Raw genomic sequence first — 18,210 nt, 5'->3', positions numbered from 1 at the left:
CATGAGCAGTGATCCGTTCACCGATATCATCAATGAAATCCTGCAGGGCCTCGTCACGCAGTTGAATGGCGAAATCGGGCCTGCCATCCAGGGCGCCGGCTACGACCCCTATCCCAAGGTAGCCTTCGGCTCTGCGAGCATCGGCGTCGGCACCGCCTCCTATTCGGTCACCAATCTCACGGGCATTTCCTCGTTGCAGATCCAGGACATGGTGGTCGGCAACATCACGGCTTCGGGCGCCAACCTCTCGGGGACGGTGAACTTCCACGCCGTGCTGAACAGTTCCCTGAGTGCGCAGGCCGGTGGTGACTTGCACGTTCTGTTCATCGATCCAGGCATCTCCGGCAGCCTCCGGATCGACAGCCCCAGCATTTCCGGCACGGCTCAGTTCCAGGCGGGAACGACCGGCGGCAAGCTGTGCCTGAACCAGTTGTCGGGCATGAACGCCAACTTCAATTACGGCAACGCTTCGGTCTGGATCGATGGGCTGGGGCCGCTCAACGACCTGCTGCAGCCGGTGGAAAACCTGATCCTGGATGCCGCCAAGGGCGCCATCAGCGGGCTTATCTCATCGCAGATCAACAGCATCGTCAGCGAGGAACTGAACCGGGCCATGCCCCAGTGCGTGTCCTTTCCATGAAGATCCGGATCGAGCCGCTCGCCCGGACGACGCGGCGCATCGGCCCGGTGTTTCCGACCCGGCACGAGGCTGAGGACGGCACGGAGCAGGTGCTGAACCTGCCGCTTCAAGCGCAGTTGCGAGCCAACTGGTGCTGGGCCGCGGTGACTTGTGCCATCGCCGCGCACTACGGCGATACGTCTTGGCGGCAGGACACGCTGGCCTGGCGCATCCTCGCGCCGGACGACGTGCTTCCCAACAGCACGCCGCCGCCGGAGCTGCTGGAGGCGCAGCGCTTTGACCAGCAGGCTGCCATGGAGCGCACCTTGCGCTACGTGAACTGCCTGGCCGGCTGGAGCAGCGGCAGGCCGCCGTTTCGCCGCCTGATGCGCGAGCTGGACGATGGCCGGCCGGTGGCGGTGGCGATCCGCTGGCATGCGGGCCCGCAGCACTACGTGCTGGTGGACGGCTATTGCCGCACGCGGCGCACCGTCTCGGTGGCCGACCCGCAGTGCGGCCGCACCACCGTCGATTTCGATGACTTCCCTCTGCACTACCGCCACGGCGGCGAGTGGATGGAGACCTACTGGACACACAACCCGCGTTCGGCAAATCCGACACGCAAAGGAGAGGTGGAATATGAGTAGCTACGACGTCGCGCTGGTGCTGGATGCCGGCACCCTCAACCAGGGCATGACCCAGCTCTATGCCAATGCCCAGGCCAAGCAGAAGCTGTTCCAGGGCGTTCAGGACGTGAACCAGATGGGCATTACCACGGTGGACTGGAGCATCGATGCGGCGCCCGTCTTCGTGCTCGCCCCGCCGACCACGGCGCAGTGGAACGACCCGAACACCTTCGTGCCATCGGGCGGGACCAAGCCGAAAGATCCGACCAACCAGATGTTCCAGGTGCAGCTGTCGTCCGTGTCCACCACGTTCCACATGCAGAGCGGGCCTCCATCCCCGCTGCCGTTCTCGTTCACGCTGTTTGCGCAGGTGACGGTGGTGGGCGACCAGGTCCAGCTGGGCTCGGTCGCGGTGCTGCCAATCAATCCGAGCGGTGCCTCGGAGTTCATGCTCCAGGTGATCTGCGGAATCGTCTATACCAAGGTCCAGACGCTGCTGCAGGGCTACAAGATTCCGCCCAGCATCACCGTGGAAGGGCAGAGCTTCACCCCGCCGGTCATGACCGTCACGGGCTCGCACCTCGTGCTGGCCAGCAACCTGGTGGCCAACGGCACGCCGGACATCAGCGGCGTGCAATGGCCGCAGCAGGCGTTGGGCGTGCTCGCCGGCCGCAGGCTGCTGTCCGCGCTGGTGGCCCAGTACAGCGGTGCGATCGTGCAAAAGATGGATGCCGCCCAGGTCAACCAGAGCGACAGCAACTGGACAGGAAGCTATTCGCTCGACGGGGGCATCAGCAACGCCTCCATCGCAGTGGCATCGACGCTGCCGAACGTCGATATCACCGCCACATTCGCCGCCACTGCCTCCGTGGGCGTCTCGTGGTGGCTGGTGCCAGCCGCCTGCGCCCTGGAAGCCGCCTCGAACCTGCTGCCCTGAACTGGAGCCACACCATGGTTGACTTTGCCAAAGCCGATTTCGCCACCAGCCCCACGCCTTTGACCTTCACCGTCGCACCGGTGGTATCGGGGTCGAACACCGTTCAGTTGCAACTGCAGCCGCTGCCCAGCTTCACGATCACCTACACCGCGGACGGTAGCGGGTGGGAGAAGTTCAATGCGGGACTGCTCCAGCACGTGGCGACCACCATCATCGGCGTGGCCACGCCCTTCATCAGGTCCACCCTCCAGACCAAGGCGCAGGCCTACCTGACCGACAAAGCCTCGTTCACCGTGCCGCCCATTCCCATCGCGTTCGACGGCATCAGCCTGAGCCTGACAGCCTCGAACCTGAGCATTTCCACTGCGGATGCGGACCACGTGCTGGTCACGGCCACCGTCAATGTTTCCTGACCTGCCGTCCCCGCCCATCGGACCCGGTCACATCGTACGAGGAGAATTTTCATGAGCGCTGCAATGCAAGCTTTTCAAGCCGGCTGGACGAATCAACCCGCCGCCACCCTGACCGCCGCCTTGCCCCGCAGCATCGGGTTTGGCGACATCCCGACCTTGCCGCTGGCCCGCGCGATCGACATGCCCGCGCAGGCCGGATTCATGCGCGGTTCGCTGGGCATCGACCTGTCGGGCATGCAATTGGCGCTGGCTGGCGACGTGCCGCTCGCGGTCGAATGCAGCAGCGATTCGCAAGGCCGTTGCGTGCTTGCCGTGCGTCTGCAGAACATCGAGCTGCAGGGCATTCACACCCTGAAAGGCACGCAGATCTGGGAAACCGGGCTGGACGGTGCCGGCACAGCCATGCCCATCGGAGCCCGCCGCCGCGGCGGCAGTGCGGACGACAACGCGCATCCCACCTGGATCCAGACTGCGAACTGCCAGCGCGAATCGCTGCAGAACTTGCCTGGCACCAACGGTCCGACCCTGTTGAGCACCTACTCCAATCACCGGGCGGCCTTCAACGACGTCTTCAATGAAAACAACTTCCAGGCGTACGCGTTCCAGCAAGGCTGGGGCAACTCCGCCGTTTCCGAAATGGCGGGCGACACCAATACGGCGCTGACCGAGGGCGGCGTGGTCAACGATCCCGTCAAGACCTACTACAACTCGAGCACGGGCATCACCACCAACTACAACGGCCATGCCCAGAACCAGAAGCTGGCCTTGCTGACCACCCTGACCGCCATGGCCGAGGGCGCCGATCCCAACAACCCCAAGGACGCCACCAACCCCTACAACCAGGCGGCGGCCGCGACCTTGGGGTTCGGCACGAGCATCGTGCAAAACACCAACGTGACCCAGATCACCGACGTGCCCGCGCAGACCAAGGACAGCGTCTATGGACTCGTGCAGACCGGTACGCCAGCGACGCCGCCTTCGGTGGAGGATGTGCACAACTTCCTCAACGGCAGCCCGATCGGTGGCCGCGATGCGCAGGGCAACAGCTGGACATGGTCGCTGAGCGAAGACGAGCGTGCCTTCGTGCGCAAGCTCCAGGCTGACATCGCCGAGCACACCGCACGGGTGGCGGCGCAAAAGCCGATGGCCTTGGTGAAGGGGGCGCTGCGAGCACGCCTTGCCTGCCATGTGTATCTGCAGTTCGGCGGGCAAGGCGCTGACGGTGCGCCAGCGCTGATCGACGGGCGGGTCGAGTTGGACGGTTTCGACCTGCACTTCGACGATGACGCATGGAACGGTGCGTTGGGCGACAGCGTGGCGCAGACCGCGCGCGATGCGTTGTCCGAGGCGCGCTTCATCAAAAGCCTCGTGCACGACCGCATCGCCGATGCACTGGAGCGAGCACTGGTTCAGCCGCTGGCCAAGGCGCTGCTGGATTCTCAGCCGTGAAGATTGCCGAGGCGGCGCCGGACCCGGTCAACGCCATTCTGCAGGGGCTGATGGCGCCAGACATGCAGGGATTCGAGCGGGAATTGGCGCACGCGCTGCAGCCGCAGCAGGGCTATCTGACCGAAGCGGAAATGTCGCTATACCGCGGCGGCAAAAAGCTGCGGCCGCTGATGCTGCTGATCACCGCGCGCCTGTTCCGGCCCGAGGGCGAGTTGCCGAACAAGGTGCTGCGCGCCTCCGCGTCCCTGGAGATGCTGCACGTGGCGAGCCTGATCCACGACGACATCATCGACCATGCCTCGCTGCGCAGGGGACACGCCAGTGTTAACGCCGCGCGCGGCACCGAGATGGCGATCATGATCGGCGACATGCAGTTCCTGCAGGCCGTGCGCTGCTTCGTCGATGCGATCGAGGACGAGAACGACATGCAGCTCGTGAAGTGGGTGCTGGACTCGGCGTTCGACATCTGCCGAGGCGAGATCGACGAGATGACCACGCAGCCCTACTGGCATCCGGATTCGCTGATGAGCCGCTATCTCACCACGGTGGACCGCAAGACCGCCGTGCTGTTCGGCCTGGCCTGCGAGTCGGGCGCGGCGCTCATGCGTGCGCGCACCTCGGAGCTGCGCCGCCTCGGCTCCTTCGGGCGCTACATGGGCCGCGCCTTCCAGATGATGGATGACATCTTCGACCTCGCGCATTCCGATGCGGAAGCGGGCAAGTGCCGCGGCATCGACCTGCACCAGCGGCGCATCACCCTGCCCATCATCCATGCGATGAAGCTGTTCGGTGACGCGCACCCCATGGTGCGCTACCTGCGCGACACGCAGACCCCGCCGCCGGAGCAGATCAACGCCTGGGTCGATGAGATCCGCCGATCCGACGCCTTCGCGCTGGCCTATGCGCAGGCACGGGACACCGCGCTGCAAGCGGTGCAGTACTTACAGAACCTGCCCGCAGGACCGCACCTGCGGGCATTGCACGACATCACGCTGCATGTCGTGAACCGACCCTACTGACCGACCGCAACATCTTTCGAGAGGACACCACCATGGGCTTGCAACTATTTCATTTCGTGTACGACACGCTGATGCAGAAAGCCAACGACAACGCGCCGAACAACAGCCTGTTCCTGCCCGTTGCGCTGTCCGGCATGAAGGATTCGAACGGCAATCCCTATCTGCCGCTGAAAGGCACCCAATGGGACCTGGACAACATCGGCGGCGCGCAGGACATCTCGGCCGACATGGCCACCTCCTGGTTCCAGGCCCTGTTTCCGCTGGTCGGCCAACTGAGCGTGCTGACCAACCCCACGCTTCCCGTCACGCAGCAGATGGTCAATGATGCCAAGGCGGCCGTGACCTACATCATGTCGCAGCACTTGAACGTGATTCCGTACCCCGGCGTGGGTCCGGACCTGGACGTAAGCAGCATCGAGATCCAGGGCCTGGCGAACATCCAGGTCAGCGGGCAGCCACCGGCGGTCACCACCAGCAACGCTGGCTACACCGCGGACATCACTCTGAATCTCAACGCCTATCCGTCCACGGGACAGGCGTGGAACCAGCCGCTGGCGCTGGTCGGCCCGGACAAGGGAGTCGACAGCACGACGACGCCACCCACCGCGTTCGACGGGCTGGGGTTCACGCTGAAGCAATGCCTGTGCTTCGTCGACAAGCAAATGAACATCGTCGCCCCGCCGCCGACCCTGGGGCTCACGCTCTCGACCGAGCATGCGAACGGTTTCGACTGCCTTGCCACCGGCATCGCGCTGCTGACCTTGTCCAACGCGAAGGTGGTGTCGGGAACCACCGTCACGGTGGACGGTACGGGCAGCAGCGCGGCGCTGCACATCGGGCTGGACACCGTTCAACTCGTCGCGGTGCAGGGCGCCTCGCCCACATTCACACTGCAGAACCTGCAGTACCAGAGCATCTCGCCGGTGCCGTTTCCGGCCTACATCGACACCAGCGTCTTCTATGCGCCGTGGAGCCAGTTCTTCAAGCAGGTGCTGTCCACGGGGGATGCAGCCCAGTTGCTGAGCACCCAGGTCAACAATGCGCTCAAGGATCCGGACAACATCCGGCAGGTCGCGACCCTGCTCAACCAACAGTTGAAGAGCGCTTTCGACGACATTTTCGGCAGCACCCAGGTGGCAGGCAGCACGGTGGACACCGATGCGAACGCGGTGGACCAATACCTGTTCAACCGGGCACGTGCCGCACTGAACGACCCGGGCAGCTACGTCTATCTGCCGACCATGGTGCTGGGTTCGACATCGCCTGTGCTGGAGCCTTACACCGCCGTCAACCTGAGCATTCCTGGCCCGTTCCAAACGCAGGTCTCGAAGAACGTGAACATCGCGCTGTCGGACATCGTGCTTCAGAGCCTGGCCATCACGGGCCTGTCGAACCTGGTCGCACCGCCGGACAACATCGTCTTCGGCACCAACCAGCAGGCCAGCGCCACATTGCTGCTGGGGAAAGTAAAATCCGGGACGACAGTGAACGTGAAGGGCAGCCCCCGCAAAGTGCCCTCGCCACCGGCCACGGCCAGTACCCCGTTCACCCTGAACGTGCAGGTGAATCAGAACCAACCGATCCCGCTGAGCGGCACCCTGAACCTCAGCCTGCAGAACAACAGCAACAAGCTCGGCATCCAGACCACGCTGAACGCATCGGGCGACACGCCGGATGATTTGGTGCTGACCTACAGCCAGATCCTGCTGGTGGCCGGTGACCAGGATGTGGTGCTGACCGTCACGCTACCGCCCGACGAGGAGAAATTTGCGGGGTTCATCAATGCGTTCCTGAGCCAGTCGCAGTTGATCGAGCAGGTGGTGTCTGCCCTGAACGGCTACATTGCGGGCAACCTGCAGCAGATCAGCGACGCCGCGACCCAGTTCGCCCGTTCGGCGTTGAAAAACCTGGGGTAGTGACGCCATGAGCAACGACATCTACAGCACGCTCCAGGGCGCCTTGAAGTCCGACGCGGCCGGCAAGGTCCTGCAACTGGCGCAGGACCAGTTCCCCGGACCGATTCAGACGGCGATCGGCGACTACCTGAACGGCATCACGCTGCAACTGGGCCCGTCCGCCAGCTTGAAGGTCGATCCCGCCAGCAAACAGTTGGAGGTGCAGGCCCGGATCGACGGCGCCGACCTCGACCTGCAGGCGACCGCCAGCGGCGCCACACTGACGCTGACCAGCACGCAGTACACCGATGCAAAGGTGGTGCTGACCTTCGCCAAGCTCGACACCGGCGTGGAGCTGACGCTGGATGCCACCATGGGCGCCAGCCTGCAGTGGCCGCTGCAGAGCCTGTGGCCCGCCGAGCTGGACTGGGCCCCGGCCAACCAGATCGCATTCGCCAACGGGCAATTGAAGCTGGGCTACGCATCGGGCTCGTCCGTGCAGTTCAACGGGCAGGGCGGGCTGCTGTATTCCGGGCAGCCGTTTCTGAACGCGGCGCTCAGCGTGCAGCGCACCGACCAGGGCGCCGGCATTTTGTTCGGCGCGGTGGTGCAGCAGTGGTCGCCGGGCTCGCTGTGGGCGCCGCTGTCGGCGCTGACCTTTCGCGAAAGCGGTGTCGTCGTCTCCACCATCGCCGGCCAATCCGGCAGCCTGGCTTCGCTGGGGTTGCTGAGTGCGGACGACGTTCCCGCGATCGCCGCCGATTTCGACATCGCTCCCGGCTTCGTGCTCTTTTCGTCGCTGCAACTGACCGATTCGCTGGCGGCCATCGCCCAATTCATGGGCGACGTGTCGCAGCTCGATCTGTTCGCCACCTATGCCAGGGACAGCGGCGACAAGACGCTGAAGGCGGTGCTGAAGAACTCGTTCAGCGCCAAGGGCAACGGCGTCTTCGAATTCGATGGCTTCACGCTCGACTGGGAGAACCCGGCCCAGGGCAGCAGCACCGTGAACGCCACGGCGTCCGGCACCTTTCGGCCCGACGGCAATACCCAGGTCGCGCTGGCCCTCACCGGCAGCATCATTCCCTCGCAGGGCGATCTGAGCCTCACGCTGGCCCTGCAAAACTGGAAGCAGCCCTTCGGCCTGCAGACCGTGACCATCGTCGAGCTGCAGGGCACGGTGACGGTGGGTGCCGAGGCCGCCGGGGTGACGCTCAGCGCGGGAGGGGCGCTGAAGCTTCAGAATCCCGCCAAGCCGCAGTACGAGTTCGACGTGGGCTTCGAAGTCGAGGTGGTGGATTTCGAGGTGCCCAACGGCATCGCTGTCTGGACGCAGGCCGATCAGCAACCGATGCAGTTGTCCAATGTGTTCGACGCGGCTTTTGCGCTCGACTTCTCTCCGCAAACGCTGGACGACGACCACCAGCCCGAGATCGCCGACGTGGTGCGCTTTCTCGACGAGATCATCAGCATCAAGCAGTTCGTTTTCTGGTTCGTGGAAGGCGCGCAACTGCAGAAGATCGGCGATCGCGGCCCGTTCCCGGCCGGCTTCGGTCTGCAGGCCGAGTTCAGCCTGCTGGGCCAGGACGACGTGCAGGTGCTGGCCACGCTGGCCGAGTCGGCCGACGCCAAGGCGGGGTTTTCCGGCTACGTTCTGGTGCAAAAGGCGATTGCCTGGGGCAGCGTCTTCGCGCTGTCCGGATGGGATCCGACGACCAGCAAGCCGAATGGCCAGGGCCCGATGCTGGCGATCGCCGCCACGCCGGACGGCATCGTGGTGCCGCAGATCAACGGTGGCAAGCCCGTGCGCTTTTATTCCTCGCTGTACCTCAAGTTCCTGGACGTGGTGGAAGATCACCTCTACGCCCTCGCCACCACCGACAACCAGTTCCAGCTCGACTATGCGGTGCAGAACGGCCAGCCGACCGGCGGCTGCGGCGCCTGGGCGGGCGACCGCATCACGTTCATGCTCAGTCCGCAGGACAAGCTGCTCAGCGCGTCGTTCGGCTTCAATTTTGGTTGGAACAACATCGAATGGGACGGCATCACGCTGTGGGGGGTGACGCTGGTGCCGAAAATCCAGTTGCCCAACTTCAGCGTGGCGGCGGGGCTGGGCTTCTCGGCGTCATTGCAGGAACTGGTGGTGACCGGCTACTTCGATTTCAGCCTGTTCGGGCTCGACCTCCACCTGGGCGACCAGGGCAGCCCTTACACGCTGGTGCACGTGAACGTGGCCGGCGTCATTGCGCAGCTCAAGGATGTGGCGGGCCATCTGCTCACCGCGTTGAAGGAGGAGGCGTCGGCCCTGATCCAGGCCGTGCTGTCCGGCCTGAGTGCCTTCGTGGACTGGGTGAAGAACCAGTGGCGCAATTTCGTCAATGGCCTGCAACTGGTCGGCCAGATCCTGCAAGACCAGTTCAAGCAATTGGGCCAGGACCTCGCGGCGATGCTGCAAAGCCTCGGGGCCCTGGCGGCCGAAGTGCAGCAGGCCATGGTGGCGCTAGGCTATGCGCTGGAGCAGGTCGTGGACTGGCTGGGCGACCTGTTCGGCTGCCCGGTCAGCCATGCATCCGATGCCCTGCCTTGACGGTGGTTGAAGCCCTGCGCACGGGGCGTTGAAGCGCCTTCGTCGGCCCGGTTTTGCGGCGAGCCGGCCTGCCCGTGGCGGGCCACTGGCTGCGAACGGCCGAGCCGCCTTCAGCGAGCGCAGTGCGGTGCCCGGCCCTCGCGCAGTTCGGTGGCCCGCTGCACCGTGCCCGGGTGGCTGTTCAGCAGCGACATCAGCCCTTCGCCGCCGTGTTTCAGGTCCGGCCGGGGGGCCGTGGAATCGCCCGCGCCTTGGCCGCCGTTCTTCTGTGGGCCTTGGCCGGACGCCTTGGCTTTGGTGTCCGCGTCTGATTTTTCCTGGTCGCGTGCAATGGCCAGCAACAGGTCGGCCATGGGCGCCGTAGGCAGGCGGGCCTGGTCCATGAGTGCGATGGCGTAGCAATCGGCTTCGCGTTCGTGGTCGCGGCTGTAGGCCAGGCCGGTGAGCAGTGCGCCGCCCGTGGACAGCAGGCCCGATACATCCCCCAGCGCCAGCCCCAGGCCGATGTTGAGCACGCCTTGTTCGACCACCGTGCGCGTGGTGTGGCGGTGCACGACGTGGCCGATTTCATGGGCGAGCACGCCGATCAGCGCGTCGTCGCTCATGCCGTTCCTGGCGGCCGCCAGGGCCAGCCCGTCGGTCATGACGACGCGGCCGCCTGGCAGCGCGAAGGCGTTGGCGCCCATGCCCTGGCGAAAGTCGAGTTGCAGCCGCGGCGCGTAGCCGCCGTAGCGCGGTGGCATGGCGCGCGACTGCATGGCCAGCGCATCGAAACGCTCGCGCAGCTGTGCCTGCCGCGCGGCGGGCAATTGGCTGGGCTTGAGCGTGCGCTCGTCCATCTGCCGCATCGCGTTGTCCGACAGCGCCGTCTCCCAGCCGATCGGCACATGGCGCGTGAGCTGCGTGGCGGCCCAGGGCGTGCCGTAGCGGTAGAACAGCACCAGCGCGAGCACCGACGCCAGCACCATGGCGGCCAGCACGGTCCAGCGGGTCTGCATGCGCTGTGCGATGCCGGGGCGGTGGCCGGCGGACCGCATGGCGGCCTGCCAGGCATCGACCGCCTCGATCTCCAGGCTGCCGTGGTCGCGCAGGTCCACCACCACGCGGGGCGGCGGGCGGTCCGCGCTCCAGGCTTCGGGCCAATCGACGTCGCGAAAGCCGAACACCCGGGGCGCGGCGCCGCCGGGGCCGAGCGGGTGCAGGGTGAGCGTAGGCCCGCGCGCGCCGGGCGCCAAGCCCACCAGCGCGGGCTGGCCCTTGCTGCTCAGCCCGTCGTACCAGCGCGCCGGCACCAGGGCCGATGCGTCGGCGGCTAGGGCTGCAGCGCGGGGCGCGGAAAGGTCGGCCATCGGCGGGCGCTGGTCGGCCAAGCCGTCAGCCGATCAGGTCGAGCCCGGCCGCATCGGCCAGCGCATCGCCCACGCCGCCTTGCTGCTGGCGCTCCAGGCGGCCCGCCACCTGGTCCACGCCGCCCTTGATGTGCAGGGTGACCGATTCGAGTTTCATGCGGTACTCGCTCACACGGGCGAACGGGCGGTAGAAACCGAGCGTGATCACGGTGAGCAGCATGTTCTTGAGGCGCAGCCCCACGTAGCGGCCCGCGCGCAGATCGCACTTGAAGCGGGCCATGTGGCTCACGCCGATGTTGTTCCACATGAGCTGGAACATGCGGGCTTCGCGAAAGGCGCGCGCCGGCGCCGATGCGAGCAGGAACACCACGAAGAACAGGATGAAGCCGAGCACGATGAACACGAAGAGCCACAGCCCCATGCGCTGCGTGGAGGCGGCCAGCAGCGCCCACGAGCCCTTCAGCACTGCGCCGATGATGGCGCCGAGCACGGCCGACGACAGCAGGAACACCGCCACGGTGGCGAGCCAGACCTTCACGAAATCCATGTACTCCGGCTTCCAGCGTCCGGGTTCGTTGCCGATCCGTGAGCGCAGCACGAGCAGGCTGCGGTAGTTGTATTCGAGCCGGATGAAGCACAGCACCATGAGCACCAGGCCCACCGCCAGCAGGCCCCACATGGGTGGCGTCACCTGCGGCAGCTTGCGGCCGCTGGCCTGCAATGCCGCTTGCGGCGCCAGGGCCTGCAGGCCGAAGAACACCGCCAGCCCGATGAGCGCGATGGCGAAGACGGGCCAGCTGGCCTTGTACACCTCGCGCCAATTGGCAGTGAACTGCAGGCGCAGCCCCTTCCAGCGCGTGTTGGCCAGCCGAAAGCGCATGGCGCTGCCCCAGATCAGCGGGGCGAGTGCGGCGCCGCCGATCAGGAACAGGCCCACGGTGGCGTCCTGGCCCGTGCGCACGGCGATCTGGTAGGCGACGGTGAGGCCCAGCAGCACGATGAAGCCGAAGACCATGCGGCGCTGCTGGGCGGTGAATTCGAGGGGGCTGCCAGCCACGAGGGTGTGGCTGTAGAAGTATTGCGCGGTGCGCCGCCGTGCCCAGGGCGTGTACAGGCCGAGCGTGAGAATGCCCAGCAGCACGTTCACGATCCACACGCGGAAGTATTCGCCGCCGCTGCCGGTGAAGACCAGGCCATGCGGTTCGATGCCTTGCGATGTGAAGGAAGAAGACACCTGGCTGTCGCCGGGCGGTGTGGTCAAGTCCATGGGCTGCGCTCCTCAGTGCGGCGGAGTGTAGCGCAGCCTTTTTGCGAAAGGGGCGCAACGCATCGGCCTGTAGCGCAATACCAACTTGCGCTGGCAGCTATTGTTTTGGTAGCGAAATGGGCTGCCTCGCCGTGGCGGCTTTCAGGTGACGGAGGTCAGAACTTCTCCCAGGGCTGCAGGTAGCGCCACTGGCCCTCGGGCACCTTGGCCAGCGGCACGCGGCCGATGCGGATGCGCTTGATCGCCACCACCGAAAGGCCCACGGCCTCGCACATCGCCGGGATCTGCCCGGGGCGGATGCCCTTGAGCGCAAAGCGCAGGCGCGTCTCGTTCTGCCAGCTCACCTTGATGGGCGGCAGCGGGCGGCCGTTGAAGCTCAGGCCATGGCAGAGCTTCTTGAGGCCGCTGTCGGACAGCGTGCCCTGCACCTCGACGATGCATTCCTGCTCCAGCGATTCGATGTCCTCGGCCAGCTTGCGGGCGATGCGCGCGTCCTGCGTGTAGACGACCAGGCCGCTGGCCGGCGTGGGAAGCGGGGTGAAGCATTCGAGCGCGCGAAAGTGCCGCTGCAGCACGCGCGTGCCGCTGGCGTCGTCGGCCGTGTGCGATTGCGCGCTCAGCAGGGTCAGCGCCGAGGGCTCGCCCTGGCTGCGGCTGCCGTGGCTGCCATGGCCCGGCGGCACCGCGCCGCCTGCGCCCTGCGGTGCGCCCAGGCCCGCCTCGTAGCCCACGGGCTTGTGCAGCAGCAGCGTGACGGGCGTGAGCTCCATCAGGTTGGCGTTCTTGTCCATCACCACCGTCTGGTGCGGCGACACGCGGGCGCCGGGCGCTTCGACCACGCGGCCGTCCACGCTCACCCAGCCACCCTCGATGTATTGCTCGGCCGTGCTGCGCGAGCAGCCCAGTTGTTCGGCCAGGCGCTTGGCGAGGCGAATGTGTTCGCGGGTGGGATCAGACATGGGGCTCCAGAAAAAGATTCAATGCGCGGATGCGCTCGACATGGGCCAGCAGCGAGCGCTGGGCCACCGGCCACAGGCGCTCGGGCACGTCGCCGTAGGCGTGGCGCACCCAGTCTTGCACGCTGCCTGCGGGCTGCGCCCGCATGGCGGCCAGCACCTTGGCCTCGCGCGCCAGGCGGTGGGCCTTGAGGCCCGCGATGGCGCCGCGCGTGTCACCCAGCACGTAGCCGTGCGCGGGCAGGATGAAATCGATGCCGTGCTGCCCGCACAGCGCGTCGAGCCGGTCGAGCGAATCGAGGTAGTCGGCCATGTTGCCGTCCGGCGGGTCGATCACCGTGGTGCTGCCGTTCAGGATGTGGTCGCCGCTGAACAGCAGGCCGTCTTCGATGAGCAGCAGGCACAGGTGATTGGCCGCGTGGCCGGGCGTGTGAACCACCTGCAGCGTGTGCGTGGCCTCGCCATCCGGCGATGGGCCGGCCAGCACCAGCCGTTCGCCATGCGCCAGCGTGCGCTCGGGCACGAAGTGGCTGGCCGCGCGGGCCGTGGGGGCCGATGGCAGGCCCAGGATCGGCGGCGCCGGGCGGCCCCGCGCGGCCACCAGGGCCTGCAGCGGCTGTGCGCCGGGCGAGTGATCAGGGTGCGAATGCGTGCACACGATCATGCGGATGTCGCCCCCGGCCGCGCGCCACAGGCGCTCCAGGTGGTCGGCATCCTGCGGGCCGGGGTCGATCGCGATGAACCCCGTGGCGGGGTCGCCCACCAGGTAGCTGTTGGTGCCGGGGCCGGTCATCATGCCGGGATTGGGCGCGGTGAGCCGCTGCACGTTGCGCAGCAGCGGCACCGCGCGTTCGCTCTGCCAGTCGAGCGGGTGAACGATCTGGCCGTCCGGGCACACCAGGGCCAGTTCGCCGAACGGCGGCTCGTGCTCCATGTGGCGCGATTCCCTGCCTGCGAGCAGGCCTGCGCGCGGGCAGCTGGTCCACAGCGGCGCCTCGTGCGCCACGGCGGCGAGCACCGCATCGGTGCTCTCGAAGCGCGCCAGCCGCTCCAGCGTGCGGATGGTCGGGTAGATCATGAAGAAGCGGCCCGCGGCGTGGCGTTCCAGCGCATCGGCCGGGCGCACCCACACGGGCTCGAACTGCTCGGCCTCGTCGGCCACGGGCTCCTGCCCCTCGGGCATGCGCGCGACCAGAAACGGCACGTCGAAGCGGCGGGGCAGATCGCGGTCGGCCGTCCAGTGGGCCAGCAGGAACACGGCATCGGCCGCCAGCCGCAGCCCGCGCGCCTGGCACTGCGCCACGAACGGCGCGTGCCGGTCGAGCGCGGCGATGTCCGCGGCATCGGCGAAGCGGCCGTCCGCATGGCGCGCCAGCAGCACGCCCAATTCCTCGAAGCTCTCGCGGATGGCGGCGATGGCCTGGGTCACCCGCAGGTCGTTCTGCGTGGCGCGCCGGTCCGCGGCGGCGTGCGTGGCGGGCGCGGCATCCAGCGCGTCGATGCCGCCGCCGGGGAACACGTACGCATCGGGCGCGAAGCTGGCGTTCGGCGAGCGCCGCGTCATCAGCAATTCGAGCTTGGCGCCGCCGCCGGCCAACACGTCGGCGTCGGGCGCATCGCGCAGCAGCAGCACCGTGGCCGCGGCCCGCGTGGCCACCGGTTCGCGGTGGGGATGGAGTTGTTGGGTCGTGCGGGGCATCGGCCGATTATCGGCAGTGGGCGCCCTCGTGCCGGCGGCCGCTGTGCCGCCGTGACGTATTCCTGTGGTTTGCTATGAAAATAATAGCTATATCCCCTAGATAATCATGCGCTGGAGGCCGATTTGGCTTCAACCCTGCTGTGGGCGGCGGCTTGCTGGTGGCCGGCGGCGGCCTTGTATTCCTGCACCCAGCGCGCGAGCACGGCCGGGTCCATCACGTCCTCGATGCGCGCGAAGCCTTCGGGCGCGCGTTCTTCGACCATGTCCAGGATGGCGTCCAGCCCTTCCTGGCGGTTCAGCGCGACGATGCGGGCGGTGGCGGGCCGGCGGGCGGCCTCGTAGTGTTCGAGCGCGGCGACGGGGCCGGGCTGCGTGTGCAGCGCATCGGCCAGCGCGCGCGCGTCCAGGATGGCCTGCGTGGCGCCGTTGGAGCCGATGGGGTACATCGGGTGCGCGGCATCGCCCAGCAGGGTGACCCGGCCGTGGCGCCAGCGGGGCAGGGGGTCGCGGTCCACCATGGGCCATTCGAGGATCTGCGTGGCCGCACGGATCACGCCGGGCACGTCCAGCCAGTCGAAGCGCCAATCACCGAAGGTGGGCAGCAGGTCGTCCACCGAACCCGGCCGGCTCCAGTCGGCACGGTCGGGGGCCTTCAGCCCGCCGCCGAAGCCGTCCTCGCGCAGGCGGCGGTCGGCGACCCAGTTGATGAGCTGCGTGCCGTCCGGCGCGGGCGGCGCGATGGGATAAACCACGAACTTCGCGCGGCGGTGGCCGGCCTGCACCATGGTGCGCCCGTCCAGGAAAGGCCGCGCGACCGTGGTGCCGCGCCACATCATCATGCCGTTCCAGCAGGGTGCGCCTTCGTCGGGGTAGAACTGGCGCCGCAGCGCCGAGTGGATGCCGTCCGCGCCGATCAGCAGGTCGCAGCGCAGCGCCTCGGTGCCGCCATCGGCAGGGGTGATGAGGGCGGTGGCGCCGTCGTCGTCCTGCGTGCTGCCGGTGACGCGCGCGCCGGTGCGCAACTGCGCCGCGCCCAGCCGCCGCACTGCCTCGTCCCACAGGAACATCTGCAGCTGCCCGCGGTGCACGCTCAACTGCGGGTGGCTGTAGCCGGCGGCCACGCCGCGCCGGTCCTCGTGGATCGGCTGGCCGTGGCGGTTGGCGAAGACCAGCGCACCGGTCTCCACCCCCATCGTGCGCAGCGCGGGCAGCAGCCCCAGGCCGTCGAGCACCGCCACCGCATGCGGCAGCAGGTTGATGCCGACGCCCAGCGGCTTCAAATGGGCGCAGGCCTCGCACACGGTGATGCGGTGGCCTTGCGCGGCCAGGGCCAGCGCCGCCGTCAGGCCGCCGATGCCGCCGCCGGCGATGACGATGTGGAGCGATGCAGAGGGCATGGGTGGGTCTCCGGGTTGTCCTGCTTGACGCCATGCGTTGGCGCCGCCTATTGTTGCGCAATGCAACAAAAATCGGCACGCGCGAAAACCCTGCCCTCCCCCGCCTCCCGCAGGGCACCGGCACCGGACGCCCCCGAGGGTGCATTGCGCCACCTGCCGGGCCTGGACTACGGCGTGCTCGACCTTCTCATGGGCTACGCGCTGCGGCGCGCGCAGAACGCGCTGTATCTGCACTTTCAGCGCGCGGTCGCTTTTCAGCCCGACATGAGCCCGCAGCGGTTCGCCGCGCTCGCGCTGGTGGTGGGCAACCCCGGCCTGCGCCAGGGCGTGCTGGCCGAGGCGATGGGACTGCACCGCAGCGGCGGCATGCGGCTGGTGGACTGGCTGCACGCCCAGGGCTGGGTGCGGCGCGCGGACGACCCGCTCGATGGCCGCAGCTGGACCCTTCACCCCACGCCCGCCGGCCGTGCGGCCCTGCGGCGCCTGAGCGAGGCCGTGCAGGCGCACGATGCGGCGCTGGTGCAGGCGGTGGGCGAGGGCGGCGATCGGCTGCACCCGTTGCTGGGCCGGCTGGCCGAGGCGACCCCCTCCATTCCCCCGCCGGCATGAATCGGTGCCATGCCGGCCGGTCGGGTCTGGCATGCTCCGCGGTCCTTTTCCCCGCATCCCAAAACACCAGGAGACAACGCATGACGACCATCAATCGACGCCAGGCCGGCATGGCGCTGGCAGGCCTGGCCGCCACGGGCCTGGGCATGCCGGCAGGTGCTCAGCAGGGCGTGCCGCGCATATGGGTGGGCTTTCCTGCGGGCGGCTCGATCGACGTCGTCGCGCGTCGCCTGGCCGAGCAGTGGCGCGGGCGCACCGGCACCGCCACGGTGGTCGAGCAGAAGGTGGGCGCTGGCGGCCGCATCGCGCTGGCCGCGCTCAAGGACGCGCCGCCCGACGGGCTCACGATGGTGCTCAGCCCGTCGTCCATGCTCACCATCTACCCGCACGTGTACAAGCGCCTGCAGTACCGGCCGGCCACGGACTTCCATGCCGTGACGCCCGTGGCGCTGTCCACCTGCGGCTTCATGGTGGGGCCCAAGGTGCCCGAATCGGTGAAGACCCTGCGCCAGTTCGCCGACTGGACGAAGGCGCGGACGGAGCCCGAAGGCTACGCGTCGCCCGCTGCCGGCGCCATGCCGCACTTTCTGGGCAACCAGTTCGCCCGCGCGGCCGGCATCCAGCTCACGCACGTGCCCTACCGGGGCGCCGCGCCGGGCCTGCAGGATCTGATGGGCGGGCAGGTCGCCTCGGGCTGCTTCAGCGTGGGAGACTGCCTGCCGCACCTGCCCACCGGCCGGGTGCGCGTGCTGGGCGTGACCGACACGCGGCGATCGCGCTTTCTGCCCGATGTCGCCACCTTCGGGGAACAGGGCTTCGCCGGCATCCACGGCGTCGAAAGCTACGGCCTGTACCTGCCCGCCAGGACGCCAGCCGCGCAGGTCGATCGGCTGCTGGCGATGGCGCAGCAGGCGATCCGCGATCCGGCCGTGGTGGAGGCGCTCGCCAAGCTGGGTTTCGAGCCCTTCGGCAGCACACCCGAAGAGTTCGCCCGCCAACTCGCCCAAGAGCGCGAACGCTGGGCGTCGGTCGTGGCGGCTTCGGGCTTTTCGTCCGAGGAATAGCAGCGGACGGATACCGGCACCGAGCCGCCGGGCGATAGCCAGTGGATCAGGGCGAGCTCCACCCTGGATTTTTTGCGCAAGCTTTGCACAAGCGGCTGCAGGGGGAAAAGGTGGGTGGGGTGCGGTTCAGGCTAGGTAGTCGCCCCTGCAAAACCCTGGCAACCCGCATGAACACTGGGTTTTCGCCAGTTCCGCTGGTTGCTTGATCCCCTGAGAATCAACAAATCAGATTTTGTTTTCTGGGAGTTTTGCAGATGTCCGAGACCGATTTCTGGCGCCAGCCGCTGGCCGAGATGATCGATCCGCACCACCCGCTGGCGGTGC

At 67.5% G+C, this 18,210-nt stretch carries 16 protein-coding genes; 10 read left to right on the top strand and 6 right to left on the bottom strand.

Annotation, left to right across the window (positions count from 1 at the left end):
- Position 1: 1 nt before the first annotated feature.
- From AVHM3334_RS17930 to AVHM3334_RS17895, 8 genes are read left to right on the top strand one after another with little or no spacing between them, the layout of a single operon-like run.
- Positions 2-640, top strand: coding sequence for a hypothetical protein (locus AVHM3334_RS17930; RefSeq protein WP_284414552.1), 639 nt, complete (start codon positions 2-4; stop codon positions 638-640).
- Entirely contained in the window at positions 637-1,266 is a 630-nt protein-coding gene (locus tag AVHM3334_RS17925; protein ID WP_284414550.1) for a C39 family peptidase, read from the top strand. The genes AVHM3334_RS17930 and AVHM3334_RS17925 overlap by 4 nt, the downstream gene beginning before the upstream one ends.
- Positions 1,259-2,182 carry a hypothetical protein gene (locus AVHM3334_RS17920; protein WP_284414548.1) on the top strand — a complete coding sequence of 308 codons (924 nt, stop codon included), beginning with the start codon at positions 1,259-1,261 and terminating at the stop codon, positions 2,180-2,182. The genes AVHM3334_RS17925 and AVHM3334_RS17920 overlap by 8 nt, the downstream gene beginning before the upstream one ends.
- A gap of 14 nt (positions 2,183-2,196) precedes the next feature.
- On the top strand, positions 2,197-2,595 hold the full coding sequence (locus AVHM3334_RS17915; RefSeq protein WP_284414547.1) for a hypothetical protein: 399 nt from the start codon (positions 2,197-2,199) through the stop codon (positions 2,593-2,595).
- Positions 2,596-2,646: 51 nt separating this feature from the next.
- A complete protein-coding gene (locus tag AVHM3334_RS17910; RefSeq protein WP_284414546.1) occupies positions 2,647-4,044 on the top strand; it encodes a hypothetical protein in 1,398 nt (465 codons plus the stop codon).
- Positions 4,041-5,063, top strand: a complete 1,023-nt coding sequence (locus tag AVHM3334_RS17905; RefSeq protein ID WP_284414545.1) for a polyprenyl synthetase family protein — start codon at positions 4,041-4,043, stop codon at positions 5,061-5,063. The genes AVHM3334_RS17910 and AVHM3334_RS17905 overlap by 4 nt, the downstream gene beginning before the upstream one ends.
- A gap of 32 nt (positions 5,064-5,095) precedes the next feature.
- Positions 5,096-6,979 (top strand): hypothetical protein, encoded by a 1,884-nt coding sequence (locus AVHM3334_RS17900; RefSeq protein WP_284414544.1) that lies wholly within the window; start codon positions 5,096-5,098, stop codon positions 6,977-6,979.
- A 7-nt stretch (positions 6,980-6,986) separates the two neighbouring features.
- Positions 6,987-9,545: a CBM20 domain-containing protein gene (locus AVHM3334_RS17895; RefSeq protein ID WP_284414543.1), complete on the top strand. Its 2,559-nt coding sequence runs from the start codon at positions 6,987-6,989 to the stop codon at positions 9,543-9,545.
- Between the two features lie 110 nt (positions 9,546-9,655).
- Here the strand turns inward: AVHM3334_RS17895 and AVHM3334_RS17890 are convergent, their stop codons facing one another.
- From AVHM3334_RS17890 to AVHM3334_RS17870, 5 genes are all read right to left on the bottom strand, one after another.
- Positions 9,656-10,894: a M48 family metallopeptidase gene (locus tag AVHM3334_RS17890; protein WP_284414542.1), complete on the bottom strand. Its 1,239-nt coding sequence runs from the start codon at positions 10,892-10,894 to the stop codon at positions 9,656-9,658.
- 25 nt (positions 10,895-10,919) lie between these two features.
- Positions 10,920-12,161, bottom strand: coding sequence for a YjgN family protein (locus AVHM3334_RS17885; RefSeq protein ID WP_284414540.1), 1,242 nt, complete (start codon positions 12,159-12,161; stop codon positions 10,920-10,922).
- 155 nt (positions 12,162-12,316) lie between these two features.
- Entirely contained in the window at positions 12,317-13,120 is an 804-nt protein-coding gene (locus AVHM3334_RS17880) for an rRNA pseudouridine synthase (RefSeq protein ID WP_284414538.1), read from the bottom strand.
- Complete coding sequence (locus tag AVHM3334_RS17875; RefSeq protein ID WP_284414536.1) at positions 13,113-14,816, bottom strand: MBL fold metallo-hydrolase; 1,704 nt, start codon at positions 14,814-14,816, stop codon at positions 13,113-13,115. The genes AVHM3334_RS17880 and AVHM3334_RS17875 overlap by 8 nt, the downstream gene beginning before the upstream one ends.
- Before the next feature lie 104 nt (positions 14,817-14,920).
- Positions 14,921-16,213, bottom strand: a complete 1,293-nt coding sequence (locus tag AVHM3334_RS17870; RefSeq protein WP_284414534.1) for a flavin-dependent oxidoreductase — start codon at positions 16,211-16,213, stop codon at positions 14,921-14,923.
- 60 nt (positions 16,214-16,273) lie between these two features.
- On the opposite strand from AVHM3334_RS17870, the gene AVHM3334_RS17865 reads away from it, so the two are divergent.
- Both AVHM3334_RS17865 and AVHM3334_RS17860 read left to right on the top strand, forming a co-directional pair.
- Positions 16,274-16,822 carry a MarR family winged helix-turn-helix transcriptional regulator gene (locus tag AVHM3334_RS17865; protein WP_284414532.1) on the top strand — a complete coding sequence of 183 codons (549 nt, stop codon included), beginning with the start codon at positions 16,274-16,276 and terminating at the stop codon, positions 16,820-16,822.
- Between the two features lie 80 nt (positions 16,823-16,902).
- A complete protein-coding gene (locus tag AVHM3334_RS17860; protein WP_284414531.1) occupies positions 16,903-17,886 on the top strand; it encodes a Bug family tripartite tricarboxylate transporter substrate binding protein in 984 nt (327 codons plus the stop codon).
- Positions 17,887-18,017: 131 nt separating this feature from the next.
- Here AVHM3334_RS17860 and AVHM3334_RS17855 read toward each other — a convergent pair.
- A partial coding sequence (locus tag AVHM3334_RS17855; protein WP_284414529.1) for a hypothetical protein occupies positions 18,018-18,210 on the bottom strand: 193 nt, incomplete at its 5' end.

It is taken from the genome of Acidovorax sp. SUPP3334 (assembly GCF_030159055.1).
Classification (GTDB): Bacteria; Pseudomonadota; Gammaproteobacteria; order Burkholderiales; family Burkholderiaceae_C; genus Paracidovorax.
This window is presented reverse-complemented; position numbering and strand designations above follow the sequence as displayed.